At 68.5% G+C, this 13,032-nt stretch carries 12 protein-coding genes; 10 read left to right on the top strand and 2 right to left on the bottom strand.

Annotation, left to right across the window (positions count from 1 at the left end; genetic code table 11):
- Positions 1-245: 245 nt before the first annotated feature.
- Complete coding sequence (locus CHC05_RS31180) at positions 246-2,042, bottom strand: sigma-54-dependent Fis family transcriptional regulator (protein WP_089254208.1); 1,797 nt, start codon at positions 2,040-2,042, stop codon at positions 246-248.
- Positions 2,043-2,193: 151 nt separating this feature from the next.
- Between CHC05_RS31180 and CHC05_RS31175 the strand changes: the two genes are divergently transcribed.
- From CHC05_RS31175 to CHC05_RS31130, 10 genes are all read left to right on the top strand, one after another.
- Complete coding sequence (locus CHC05_RS31175) at positions 2,194-2,433, top strand: hypothetical protein (protein ID WP_089254207.1); 240 nt, start codon at positions 2,194-2,196, stop codon at positions 2,431-2,433.
- Positions 2,434-2,502: 69 nt separating this feature from the next.
- Entirely contained in the window at positions 2,503-4,155 is a 1,653-nt protein-coding gene (locus CHC05_RS31170) for a ferritin family protein (RefSeq protein WP_089254206.1), read from the top strand.
- Between the two features lie 9 nt (positions 4,156-4,164).
- Positions 4,165-5,211, top strand: coding sequence for an FAD-binding oxidoreductase (locus CHC05_RS31165; RefSeq protein WP_089254205.1), 1,047 nt, complete (start codon positions 4,165-4,167; stop codon positions 5,209-5,211).
- Positions 5,208-6,374, top strand: a complete 1,167-nt coding sequence (locus CHC05_RS31160; protein ID WP_089254204.1) for a ferritin family protein — start codon at positions 5,208-5,210, stop codon at positions 6,372-6,374. Before CHC05_RS31165 ends, CHC05_RS31160 begins: the two co-directional genes overlap by 4 nt.
- Positions 6,371-6,742 carry a propane 2-monooxygenase effector subunit MimD gene (mimD, locus tag CHC05_RS31155; RefSeq protein ID WP_089254203.1) on the top strand — a complete coding sequence of 124 codons (372 nt, stop codon included), beginning with the start codon at positions 6,371-6,373 and terminating at the stop codon, positions 6,740-6,742. The genes CHC05_RS31160 and mimD overlap by 4 nt, the downstream gene beginning before the upstream one ends.
- Before the next feature lie 5 nt (positions 6,743-6,747).
- Positions 6,748-7,797 carry an amidohydrolase family protein gene (locus tag CHC05_RS31150; protein ID WP_089254202.1) on the top strand — a complete coding sequence of 350 codons (1,050 nt, stop codon included), beginning with the start codon at positions 6,748-6,750 and terminating at the stop codon, positions 7,795-7,797.
- Positions 7,794-8,486: an iron-sulfur cluster assembly protein gene (locus tag CHC05_RS31145; protein ID WP_089254201.1), complete on the top strand. Its 693-nt coding sequence runs from the start codon at positions 7,794-7,796 to the stop codon at positions 8,484-8,486. The genes CHC05_RS31150 and CHC05_RS31145 overlap by 4 nt, the downstream gene beginning before the upstream one ends.
- Complete coding sequence (locus CHC05_RS31140) at positions 8,483-9,508, top strand: NAD(P)-dependent alcohol dehydrogenase (RefSeq protein ID WP_089254200.1); 1,026 nt, start codon at positions 8,483-8,485, stop codon at positions 9,506-9,508. The genes CHC05_RS31145 and CHC05_RS31140 overlap by 4 nt, the downstream gene beginning before the upstream one ends.
- Positions 9,509-9,520: 12 nt before the next feature.
- Positions 9,521-11,212 (top strand): chaperonin GroEL, encoded by a 1,692-nt coding sequence (groL, locus tag CHC05_RS31135; protein ID WP_089254199.1) that lies wholly within the window; start codon positions 9,521-9,523, stop codon positions 11,210-11,212.
- Positions 11,213-11,222: 10 nt separating this feature from the next.
- Complete coding sequence (locus CHC05_RS31130; RefSeq protein WP_089254198.1) at positions 11,223-12,533, top strand: Nramp family divalent metal transporter; 1,311 nt, start codon at positions 11,223-11,225, stop codon at positions 12,531-12,533.
- Positions 12,534-12,713: 180 nt separating this feature from the next.
- On the opposite strand, the gene CHC05_RS31125 is transcribed toward CHC05_RS31130, so the two are convergent.
- Positions 12,714-13,032 (bottom strand): transposase (locus CHC05_RS31125; RefSeq protein ID WP_144022854.1); only part of this gene is annotated, 319 nt, incomplete at its 5' end.

Below are 13,032 nucleotides of genomic sequence, written 5' to 3'. Positions count from 1 at the left end.
CTGTAAACCCTCCGCCTCGGATGCGCAGTCCCTTCCGCGACTGACGGTCCTCCCGCAGCTTCGGAGAGTCAGGTCTGAATATGGACAAAGCCATCGATCCCGCCGGATCGTTGAAAGATCACTGCCAGTGCGTCAAGCGCGGCCCGTAATCGCGGCGCCGCGAAACTCTCTCTGATCACGCGGGACTGGCGACGGACCCACTGTCCGGGTTCGAAAGCGGCAGTAGTCGCATTGGGAACGGGCCGTCAGCTGCTCGGGGTGACGATGCCGTACTCGTGGATTTTGCGGTAGATCGTTGCTCTCGACATGCCTAGTGAGCCCGCTGCTTTGATTTTGTTGCCGTCCCAGTCGATCAGGCTCCGGACGATCGCGTCGCGTTCCATCGCTTCCAGTGGGCTTAGTAGGCGACGGCTTACCGTGCGGCATTCCGGTGGTAGGTCCGCCGGCAGGATCGCGCCGCTGCGGCGGTGTTGCACGATTCGGCGTAGCACCTGGAACAGCTGCTCCGTGTTGCCCGGCCACGACGAGCGCACCAGCAACTGCATCGCTTCCGGTGAGCAGACCAGTTTGCCGCCCGTGACCAGGCGCGACAGGAAGAACGGCACCAGGGCCTGCACGTCCTCGACGTGATGGCGCAGCGGTGGCAACTCGACCGTGCTCGGGAAGAACCGCAGCAGGCCCGCCATCTCCCCACCGTCGTGGCGTTGGCTCAGCGTCACCGCTACCCACGGCGGCGGTGCCTCCGCGCGGGCCTCCTCCAGCAGCCGCGACAACGACCGCAACCGTCCACTGCTGAGCCGGTCGACGTGCTTGATCACGACCGCGCCGGCCCCGTCCAGGAGCTCACGACGGGCGTCGGCCAGCCAACCCCGGCGGCCGGCGCCAGAACCGTCGAGCACCGCGAAGTGCACCCCCGGCCGCCGGTGTTGGTGCACCGCCCGGACCACCGCGAGCTTTCCGACCCCCGGCTCACCCTCGACCGCCAACCACTCGCCCGCGTCGTACCCGGCCTGTACCTGGTGGCAGCCCCGCAGCCACAGCGCACCCGACCCGACCAGGCCCGGCAGGAACATCCTCGGAGGCGGTTCCGATCGTGGGCGCAGCCCCGGGGACGACAGCTTGACGTGCACGACCCCGCCGGCCAGGCGGCCCTCGCCCCGTACCGGTCGACAGTAGATCCTGGCCTTCACGCCGCTTGGTAGATCAACGACGACGGACGCTGTCGGTGTCCGGCTGGCCAGCGTTTCCGCCGCTTGCGCCAGCAAGACAGACTGCTCCGCCGGGTCGAGCACCTGGCGTGCGTTGTCGTTCATCATCACGACGTCGTTGTTCAGGGCGAACACGATCCCGGCGGTACGCCGGCAGGTGCGCAGATACTCCTGCAGCAGCTCGAGCTCGCGGATGCCGCTGTCGGTCAACAGTGCCTGCTGGATCTGGCCGGCCGTGGTCTTGGCCAGGATCAACAGCAGCGGGTCGGCGTCCTTGCGCCAGCACGTCAGGTCAACAGCGCCGACCGTCTTGCCCGAGATCGGGTGGTGGATCGGCACCCCGGCGCACGCCAGGTCTTCAAGGTTCTCCGCGTAGTGCTCGTGGCCGAACACGTGCATCGCCCGGCCGCCCTCCAGCGCCGTGCCGATGCCGTTGGTGCCCACATATTCCTCGGCATAGGAGAAGCCCGGTGACAGGTTGACCCGGTCCAGGTGCGAGTCCAGCGCCCGCCCGGCGTCCATCCTGGTCAGCACCAGGCCGGTCGGGTCCGTGAGGATGATGCTGATCGGCTGCCCGTCCAGGTGCTCGCGCAGATGGCGCAACACCGGCAGCGCGCTGCGCGACAGCGGCGTGTCCAGGTCGGGGTCCCGCTGGTAGGGCAGGTCGATGCGGTCGGCGGCCACGTTCCAGCGCCTGGACCGCCACCACGAGGCCAGGATCGCGTCGCGTACCTGGTTGGGGTCCACGGCCTCGGCGGTCAGGAACTGTTCTCGGGTCTTGGCCAACTGTGGGGTGTCGCTGATCTTGTCTGGAAACGTCGAACCCGGCGCCATTGACGGCCCCCTGCTCGCCTCGAAACGCACACCGGCGGGGGGACGGCCGGGCACGCTCTGGTTACGTCCTCGTTACACCGTACGCCCAGAGTCCATCGAGCCCGTCTCATGTTGAGACCCCAGAGCCGGCGGACGGGTGTGGAGTGGAGCGATGGAGTCGACGCACGAGACGTTCAACCCATGGAGCGTCGTCAACGTGGTCTTCCACCACCTCGCGGCGCAGGGCCTGCACCCGATCCTCGGCGGCGCCGACCCGGGCGCCCCGGCCGCGGATCTGTTGCGCGCCTTGGGGATCGAGCCCGCGGCCGAGGGTGACCGGCAGGTCGGGGAGAACGTCAAACGTCAGCTCGCGGAGATCAGGGCCGCGATGTTCGACAACGACTCAATGTGAGACCGCAGCCGGCGACGACCTGCGGTCTGATCCGTCGCATGGCGCACAGTCAAACGTGAGGAGTGATCCATGAGTCGGCAGAGCGTGGCCAGGGCTCATCAGAAAATCCAGGAGCTGTCCTGGGAACCGATGTACCACGAGCCGGTGTCCCACTACGGAACCGACTACACCTTCCGCAAGGCGCAGAAGAAGGACCCGCTCAAGCAGGTCCTGCGGTCGTACTTCCCGATGCAGGAGGAGAAGGACCACCGGGTGTACGGCGCCTCCGACGGCGCGATCCGCGGCAACATGTTCCGCCAGGTGCAGGAGCGCTGGCTCGAATGGCAGAAGCTGTTCCTGTCGATCATCCCGCTGCCGGAGATCTCGGCCGCCCGGGCGATGCCGCTGCTGTTCCGCACGGTCCCGAACCCGGAGCTGCACAACGGCCAGGCGATCCAGATGATCGACGAGGTACGCCACTCGACGATCCAGCAGAACCTCAAGCGCCTGTACATGAACAACTACATCGACCCGGCCGGTTTCAACAGCAGCCTGCGCAACTTCCAGAACGACTACTGCGGCACCATCGGACGCCAGTTCGCCGAGGGCTTCATCACCGGCGACGCGATCACCGCCGCGAGCATCTACCTGACGATCGTCGCCGAGACGGCGTTCACCAACACGCTGTTCGTCGCGATGCCGGCCGAGGCCGCCGCGAACGGCGACTACCTGCTGCCCACGGTGTTCCACTCGGTGCAGTCCGACGAGTCACGGCACATCAGCAACGGGTACGCGACGCTGCTGATGGCCCTGGCCGACGAGGGCAACCACCAGCTCCTCGAACGCGACCTGCGGTACGCCTGGTGGAACAACCACCGCGTCGTCGACGCCGCGATCGGCACGTTCATCGAATACGGCACGAAGGACCGCCGCAAGGACCGCGAGTCGTACGCCGAGATGTGGCGCCGGTGGATCTACGACGACTACTACCGCTCCTACCTGGTCCCCCTGGAGAAGTATGGGTTGGTCATTCCGCACGACCTGATCGAAGAGGCGTGGAACCAGATCTGGAACAAGGGCTACGTGCACGAGGTCGCCCAGTTCTTCGCGACCGGCTGGCTGGCCAACTACTGGCGCATCGACCCGATGACCGACAAGGACTTCGAGTGGTTCGAGCACAAGTACCCCGGCTGGTACGACCGGTACGGCAAGTGGTGGGAGAACTACAACCGCCTGTCGACGCCTAACGGGCACCACCCGATCGTCGCCGAGGACGTCGACTACCAGTACCCGCACCGCTGCTGGGTCTGCATGGTCCCGTGTCTGGTCCGCGAGGACATGGTGATGGCCGAAGTCAACGGGCAGTGGCGCACCTACTGCCACGAGGCCTGCCGGTGGACGGACGTCGAGGCGTTCCGGCCGACCTACCAGGGCCGCGAGACACCCAACATGGGTCAGCTGATCGGGTCCCGTGAGTGGGAGACGCTCTACCACGGCTGGAACTGGGCCGACGTCGTCTCCGACATGGGCTTCGTGCGCGACGACGGCAAGACCCTGGTCGCCCAGCCGCACCTCAACCTCGACCCGTCGAAGATGTGGACGCTGGACCACCTGCGCCGGATGGACCCGCTCCTGTCGCCGAACGTGCTGCTCAACGAGATGACCGACGAGGAGCGCAACGCGTTCCACGCCGCCTACATCGCGGGTGGCCCGGCCGGCCGCCCCGCCCGCACCGACAAGTAGTCGCCGAACATGGGCGAGAAGCACCGGGTCCGGTTCGAGCCCGTCGGCATCGAGATCGAGGTCGACGAGGAGCAGACCGTGCTGCGCTCCGCGTCCGAGCAGGGGCTGATGCTCATGCACGGGTGCAAGGAGGGCCAGTGCGCGGCCTGCAAGTCGTTCGTGCTCGACGGCGACGACATCGAGCTCGACCGGTACTCGACCTTCGCCCTGCCCGACTACGAGAAGGAGGAGGGCTTCACGCTCCTGTGCCGGGCGCACGTCTACGAGGACGTGACGATCGAGCTGCTCAACTTCGACGAGGAGATGATCCGCTCGGGGCTACCCATCCAGAACGCCGTGGCGGAGGTCGTGTCGATCGACCCGGTGACACACGACCTCCGGCACCTGGTGCTGCGGCTCATCGAGCCCGCGGACATCACGTTCTTCCCCGGCCAGTACGTGGACATCGCCGTTCCCGGCACCGAGCACACCCGCTCGTTCTCGATGGCGAACACCTCCAGCCGGGAGGGCGGGCGGCTGGAGTTCGTCATCAAGGTCTACCCGGACGGGCTCTTCTCGTCGTTCCTCGACGGCCGGCTGGCCGTCGGGGACCGCCTCGATCTCACCGGGCCCTTCGGGGTCTTCACGCTCCGCGAGGGGCACGACGAGGACATCGTCTTCGTCGGCGGCGGTGCCGGGCTGGCACCGATCCTGGCGTTGCTGCGCTCCATGGCCGAGCGCGGGATCGACCGCCGGGCGGTGTTCTACTACGGCGCCCGGCGCCGCCGCGATCTCTGCTTCGTCGCCGAGCTCCAGGCGCTCGAGGAGAAGCTGCCGAACTTCCGGTTCGTGCCGGCCCTGTCCGAGCCTGACGACGGCGAGGCCTGGGACGGCGAGGTCGGGCTGATCACCGAGGTGGTCAAGCGGCACGAGAGCGACCTGAGCCGCGCACACGCGTACCTCTGCGGGCCACCACCCATGGTCGAGGCAGCCATGCCGCTGCTCGGCCAGCTCGGGGTGCCCGAGAAACACATCTACTACGACAAGTTCACGACGACTGGTGGGGAGGATCGATGACGACCGCGGAACGTAGTGTTCCCAAGCCCGTCTTCACCGACGCCGAGGCCGGCGCGAAGGAGTTCCCGGACTCCACCGCACGCCGGTTCAACTACTACACCCCGCAGAAGCGGAAGCAGACCCACTACGAGGACGTGACCGTCGAGGTCCAGCCCGATCCGCGGCACTACCTGTCGCAGGGCTGGCTGTACGGGTTCTCGGACGGCCGCGGCGGCTACCCGCTGGACTGGACGGTGCTCAAGGCCTGGGGCTCCGACCGGCCCGAGCCCACCCGCGGGCCCGGCTCCGGCGGCAAGGGCTACGACTGGCCGGCGCACGGCTGGCACGAGTTCCGCGACCCGAACGAGGAGTGGGAGCTCTCGCTCTACCGCTACAACGCCAACGTCGTGCGCCAGGTCGGCCAGAACGTCGAGGCCGCCCGCCGCTCGAAGGCGTTCGAGCAGTGGAACCCCAACTGGGTGCGGTTCGTCGAACGGCACGTCGGCGCGTGGATGCACGTCGACCACGGACTGGGCCTGTACCTGTTCGCCAACGCCAACCGGCGCGCGCCCACCAACATGCACAACAACGCGATCTCGGTGAACAGCATGCACCGCATCAGGGCCGCACAGGACCTGGCGCTGTACGGGCTGACGCTCAGCGAGGAGATCGCGGACTTCGACGGCTCGGCGCACCTGGACGCCTGGAACTCCGACCCGGCATGGCAGGGCGTACGCGAGGCCGCGGAACGCCTGACCGCCGTCGACGACTGGTGCGAGGCGATCTTCGCCGCGAACGTCGTCTTCGAGCCGCTCGTCGGTGAGCTGTTCCGCAGCCACCTCGTGCAGCACGCGGCACCGCGCAACGGCGACTTCGTCACCCCGACGATCGTCGGCGCCGAGGAGTACGACTTCTCGGAGCGGGACCTGCGCTACACGAAGGCGATGTTCGAGCTGCTGACCGCCGACCGCGAGTTCGCGGAGCACAACACCCGGATCCTGCACTCGTGGCTGGCCGACTGGGTGCCGGTATCGATCGCCGCGGCCCGGGCGATGCAGCCCCTGTGGTCGCAGCCCGACGCCAAGCCGCCGCGCTTCGAGGACGCCCTCGACGCCGCCAAGAGCCGGTTCAGCGGCATCGTGTCCGACCTCGGCCTGGAGACACCGAAGGAGCTGGCCCAGTGACGCAGTTCAAGCTTTCGGAGAGCCCGTTCAAGTCGGACAACTCGGCGTCCAACATGTGCGGCGTCACGCTGATGAACAACCAGGTCGGCGTCGTGGTGGCCGAGGTGATGCGCAGCAAGCCCAACGTCACCGTGACCCCGCTGCCGTCGATGATCCGGGTCGACGCGGTCAATCGCATGGACTTCGTCTACGACGAGATCTCCGAGGCGCTCGGTGAGGAGTCCGGCTTCTTCGACGCGGCCGAGTTCGAGGAGAGCATGTCGACGCACTACGGCCGAATGATCCACGAGGACGACCGGACCATCATGTTCGCCAACCCCGAGGACGCGGCCGAGTACATCGGCTTCGACCTCACCGCCGGGAGGTAACCGCTGTGTACGAGAAGGACGGGGAGAAGTACTTCGTCGTCGACAGCCACATGCACTACTGGCAGGCGGGTCCGGAGACCTGGGTGCCGGGCGCCGAGCACTACGCCAAGGGTTGGATCGAGTGCTTCCACGCGTACCAGGGCCTCGCGCCGGCCGAGACGCACTGGCCGATCGAGAAGTTCATGTCGTACACGGAAGACGACCTGATGAAGGACGTCTTCCAGAACGGCTACGTGGACGTGGCGGTGTTCCAGCCGACGTACCTGACCGAGTGGTACAAGGACGGCTTCAACACCACCGAGCGCAACGCGGCGCTGGGCGAGAAGCACCCGGGCAAGTTCATCGCCAACACGCGGTGGGACCCGCGCGAGGGTGAGGACGGGCTCAAGAAGCTCGCCGAGAACGTCGAACGGTACGGCTCCAAGGGCGTCAAGCTCTACACGGCCGAGTGGCGCGAGGGCTCGCGCGGCTGGACGCTCAAGGACCCGGCCGCGTACAAGTATCTCGAGGCCTGCCGGGACCTCGGGATCGTCAACATCCACGTCCACAAGGGACCAACGATCTGGCCCCTGGACAAGGACGCCTTCGACGTCTCCGACATCGACCACGCAGCGACCGACTTCCCCGAGCTCAACTTCATCGTCGAGCACGTCGGCCTGCCGCGCATCGAGGACTTCTGCTTCATGGCGACCCAGGAGCCCAACGTGTACGCGGGCCTGTCGGTGGTCATCGGCGGCCTGATGCACGCCCGGCCGAAGTTCTTCGCGAAGGTCATGGGCGAGCTGCTGTTCTGGGTCGGCGAGGACAAGATGACCTTCGGCAGCGACTACGGCATCTGGGAACCCAAGTGGCAGGTCGAGGGGTTCGTCGACTGGGACTACCCGAGCGACGAGTTCTCCGACTACCCGCGGGTCACCACCGCCACCAAGAAGAAGATCCTCGGGCTCAACGCCGCGAAGCTGTACGGCATCGAGGTGCCGGCGGAGTTCCAGCTCGACAGCGGTGAGGGCACCCCCGCGGCCCGGGAGGACGCCGCACTGGTCGAGTCGCAATGACCAGCGCCGTCGGGTCGCGCACCCTCCTCGACGCGCTCGAGGAGGTGCGCGACCCTGAGCTCGACGAGCCGATCACGACGCTCGGGTTCGTAGCTTCCGCGTCGCTGTCGTCGGACGGTCACGCGGCCGTGCACCTGCGGCTGCCGACCTACTTCTGCGCGCCCAACTTCGCGTACCTGATGGTGGCCGACGCCTACGACGCGGTGTCCACCGTGGACGGGGTGCGCCGGGCGGAGGTGGTGCTGGACGACCACTTCGCGGCCGACGCGATCAACGAGGGGGTCGCGGCGCGGGCGGGTTTCGTCGCCTCCTTCCAGGGCGAGGCGGTCGACGAGCTCGACTCGCTGCGCGCGGACTTCCTCCGCAAAGCCGTGTTGGCCGGCACCGATCTGGTGTGCCGGCCACTCGTCGATGCGGGCTCTTCTCCGGCGGCGCTGGCGGCCATGACCTTGGGCGAGGTGCCGCGGTCGCCGGCCCTCGACCGGTTGCGGCGCCGCCGGACCGAGCTCGGCCTGCCCGCGAGCGACGAGGCCCCCCTGCTCGTCGATCCGGCATCCGGCGCGGCCGTCGGCGACGCGGCGGTGCCGCTGCACCTGCGCAAGGCCCGGCTGACCCGCACCAGCCTGGACGCCAACACCGGCATCTGCCGCGGCATGCTGCGGCACCGCTACGGAGTGGAGGATCGATGAAAGCCGTACGGCTCAAGGCCTATCACCAGTTGCCGGTGGTCGAGGAGGTGCCGGACCCGACCGTCAAGGGGCCGTTCGACGTGCTCGTGCGGGTCGGTGGCGCCGGTGTCTGCCGGACCGACCTGCACATCATCGAGGAGCAGTGGGCCGGCGCGATGGGTGTCGCCCTGCCGTACACGCTCGGCCACGAGAACGCGGGCTGGGTGCAGGAGGTCGGCTCGGCGGTGTCCAGTGTGGCCGTCGGTGACACGGTGATCCTGCACCCGACGCCGACGTGCGGGCTGTGCCGGTCGTGCCGGGCCGGCGACGACATGCACTGCGCCAACAGCTCGTTCCCGGGCCTGTCCGGTGACGGCGGGATGGCCGAGCTGCTGCTGACCTCCGAGCGGGCGTGCGTGAAGCTCGACTCGGCGACGCGGCCGCAGGACGTCGCCGCGCTCGCCGACGCCGGCATCACCGCCTATCACGCGGTCCGCAAGGCCGTGCCGCTGCTGTTCCCCGGGACCACCGCCGTGGTGATCGGCGCCGGCGGGCTCGGGCACATCGGCATCCAGTGCCTGGCCGCGCTGACCGCCACGAAGATCATCGTGGTGGACCGCAACCCGGACGCGCTCAAGCTGGCCGAGCAGATCGGCGCTCACGAGACCGTGGTGGCGAATGGTTCCCACGTGCAGGGCGTGCTGGACCTGACCGGCGGGCGCGGGGCCGACGTCGTGTTCGACTTCGTCGCCGAGCAGGGCGCCGAGCAGGACGGGTTCGCGATGACCGCGCGGGCCGGTTCCTACTTCGTCATCGGGTACGGCGGCACCGTGCACATCCCGACCCTGGACATCATCTCCACCGAACGGAACATCGTCGGCAACATCGTCGGCACCTACAACGACCTCGCCGAGCTCATGGTGCTGGCCCAGGCCGGCCGGGTCACCTTGCACACCCGTACGTACCCGCTGGATGCCGCGGTCGACGCGATCCAGGACCTCGATGCCGGCCGGGTCCGCGGCCGGGCCATTCTCGTGCCCTAAAGGAGTTTCCCGATGGCCAAGGAACTGCGCTTCGGCGCTGAAGCGCGCACCCTCCTCCTCAACGGCGTCGACAAGTTGGCCGAGGCGGTCAAGTCGACGCTCGGCCCCAAGGGCCGCAACGTCATCCTGGAGAAGATCACCGGTTCCCCCGTCGTCACCAATGACGGCGTGACCATCGCTCGGGAAATCCATCTCAAGGACCAGTTCGAGAACATGGGCGCGCAGCTCGTCAAGGAAGCCGCGATCAAGACCAACGACATCGTCGGCGACGGTACGACGACAGCCACGGTGCTCGCCCAGGCGATCGTGCACGAGGGCATGACGGCCATCGGCTCCGGCGCGAACCCCGTACTCCTCAAGCGGGGTGTCGACCTGGCCGTCGACCGGCTCGTCGAGCACCTGCGCGGCGTCAGCCGGCCCGTGTCCACACAGGACGAGCTGGCGCGGGTGGCGGCCATCTCCGCCAACGACGACGACGCGGTCGGCTCGGTCATCGCGGCCGCGCTGCACACCGTCGGCGACACCGGCATCGTCACCGTCGAGGAGTCACCCCGGCACGGCATGAGCGTCGACTTCGTCGAAGGGTTCGAGTTCGACAACGGCTACCTGTCGCCGTACATGGTGACGAACCCGGCGAGTTTGGAGGCGATTGTCAACGACCCGTACATCCTGCTGTGCAGCGAGAAGATCACCAAGGTCCAGCAGCTGATGCCGGTCCTCGACAAGATCATGCGGGCACCGAGGCCGCTGGTCATCGTCGCGGAGAACGTCGAGGGCACGGCCCTGTCCATGCTGGCGCACAACCACGTCAACGGCGTCTTCCAGTGCGTCGCGGTGCGGGCGCCCGGTTTCGGTGACCGGCGCCTGCACAAACTGGAGGACCTGGCCGCGATCACCGGCGGCGCCGTCTACAGCCGCCACTCCGGCTTCACCCTGGAGACGATGACGATCGACCAGCTCGGCCGGGCCGCCCAGGTGCGGGTCAACGCCGAGCGCACGGCGATCATCGACGGCGGCGGGTCGGCGGACGCGGTCGAGTTCCGGCTGACCCAGATGCGGGCCGAGCTGGAACGCGCGACGTTCGGCGCCGACGAGGACGTGCTTACCGAGCGGATCGGCGCGCTGTCCGGCAAGGTCGCCGTCATCAAGGTCGGCGCGCCGACCAACGCCGAGCTCAAGGAGCTCCAGCACCGGGTCGAGGACGCCCTGTCGGCGACCCGCGCCGCGATGGCCGAGGGGATCGTCGCGGGCGGGGGAGCGGCGCTGCTGCACGCGCAGGGCACGCTCGACGGCCTGGACCTCAAGGACGACTACGCGACCGGCGTCGAGATCGTGCGGCGGGCGCTGACCGAGCCGGCGTTCCTGATCGCCGCCAACGCCGGCTACTCCGGCCACGAGGTCGTCGAGCGGATGTCGCAGCTCGGCCCGGACGAGGGCTTCGACGCCCTCGAAGGCCGGTTCGGCAACATGGTCGAGATGGGCATCGTCGACCCGCTGCGGGTGGCCCGCTCGGCGCTGCAGAACGGCGCGTCGGTCGCCGGCCTGCTGCTGACCACGAACACGCTGGTCGCCGAGGAGCAGACGCCGTGGGGTGGCAGCGCGGCGCTCATGACCGAGTTCGGCCCGTTGGACGAGGGCCTGCGGCAGCCGTCGCCGGACTCGAGCACGCCGCAGTCGTTGGGCCTCGGCCCGTCGGTCGGTTAGGACCGCACCGATGGGTCCGGTCAGGGGCGACGGCGTGCCGGCCGTCGCCCCGGCGACCTCTGCGCCTTCCGTCCCGGACACCGAGTCGGCGTTGCGGCAACTACGGTCCCGAGGCCGGTTGCGCGGGGTGGTCGCGCTGCTCGGGCCGGCGTTCGTCGCCGCCGTCGCCTACGTCGACCCCGGCAACTTCGCCACGAACTTCACCGCCGGCGCCAAGTTCGGCTACACCCTCGTCTGGGTCATCGTCGTCGCGAACCTGATGGCGATGCTCGTGCAGTACCTGTCGGCCAAGGCCGGCGTCGCCACCGGGCGCGACCTGCCCGAGCTGTGCCGCGAGCACCTGCCCAAGCCGGTCTCCCGCGGCCTGTGGGTGCAGGCCGAGATCATCGCGATGGCCACCGACCTGGCCGAGTTCGTCGGCGCCGCCGTCGGGCTCTATCTGCTGTTCGGCGTGCCCCTGTTCGCCGCCGGCCTGATCACCGCGGTCGTCGCCTTCGCCATCCTGGCCCTGGAGCAGCGCGGCTACCGCCGCTTCGAGCTCGCGATCGTCGCCCTGCTCGGCATCGTCTTCCTCGGCTTCCTGTACGACCTGCTCGTCGTCGGCGCCCAACCGGCCGAGTTCGCGGCCGGACTCGTTCCCCACCTGGCCGGCGGCGAGAGCCTGCTGCTGGTCTGCGGCATCATCGGCGCGACCGTCATGCCGCACGTCGTCTACCTGCACTCGGCCCTGACCAAGTCCCGGGTCGCCTGCCGCGACGACAACGAACGCCGCGAGCTGCTGCGCTTCCAACGCCTCGACGTGATCGTCGGCCTCGGCGCCGCCGGCCTGATCAACCTGTCGATGCTGGTGATCGCCGCGTCCCTGTTCAACGGCGGCGGCCGCTCCGACATCGACTCGATCGAGGGCGCCCACGCGGGCCTGGGGCAGATGGTCGGCGGCGGCGCGGCGCTGGCGTTCGCGGTGGCGTTGCTGGCCTCCGGGCTGTCGTCGTCGAGCGTCGGCACGTACGCCGGTCAGGTCGTCATGCAGGGTTTCATCCGCCGCCAGATCCCACTGTTCCTGCGCCGCGCGATCACGATGGCGCCGGCCCTGGTGGTGCTCGGCCTGGGCCTGCCGGCCACGGACAGCCTGGTGATCTCGCAGGTGGTGCTGTCGTTCGGCATCCCGTTCGCCCTGGTGCCGCTGCTGCTGCTGACCCGCCGCCGGGACATCATGGGAACGTTCGTCAACAACCGCCTGACGAACGTGGCCGCGGGCGCGATCGCCGCGCTGATCATCGCCCTGAACCTGTTCCTGCTGTACGACACGTTCCTAGGCTGACGCTCAGGGCGTGTCCTGCCGATCAACGCGGCCTGCGCCGGGCCCAGCCGCCGCCTGGCGGCGTCCCGGGATCACCGAGATACAACACCGGTATCCCGGCAATCCCGGGCCACCACCAGACGACACCTGGACTCCGGCTCGGCTCACGTTGATCGGCAGGACACGCCCTAAGACCACGTCTCATTTGGGGTTGTTTCTGGTCAGTAGGTTGAGGCGGACGGCTCGGCGGTAGCAGATCAAGGCGCAGGCCAGGGAGAGGAATCCGGTGTAGTGGGAAGCCTTGCGCTCGTAGCGGCGGGCCAGGCGACGGAACCGGCTGACCCATTCCAGGCAGCGTTCGATGACGTAGCGGTGCCGGCCGAGGTGAGTGGCCGATTCGATGCCTTTACGCGCGATCCGGGCGATCATGCCGCGCCGCCGGACTGCCTCGCGGCAGGACCGGTAGTCGTAACCCTTGTCGCCGTGGAGCTTGCCGGGCCACCGGCGGGGCCGTCCGAGC

It is taken from the genome of Asanoa hainanensis, assembly GCF_900188485.1.
Lineage (GTDB): Bacteria > Actinomycetota > Actinomycetes > Mycobacteriales > Micromonosporaceae > Asanoa > Asanoa hainanensis.
This window is presented reverse-complemented; position numbering and strand designations above follow the sequence as displayed.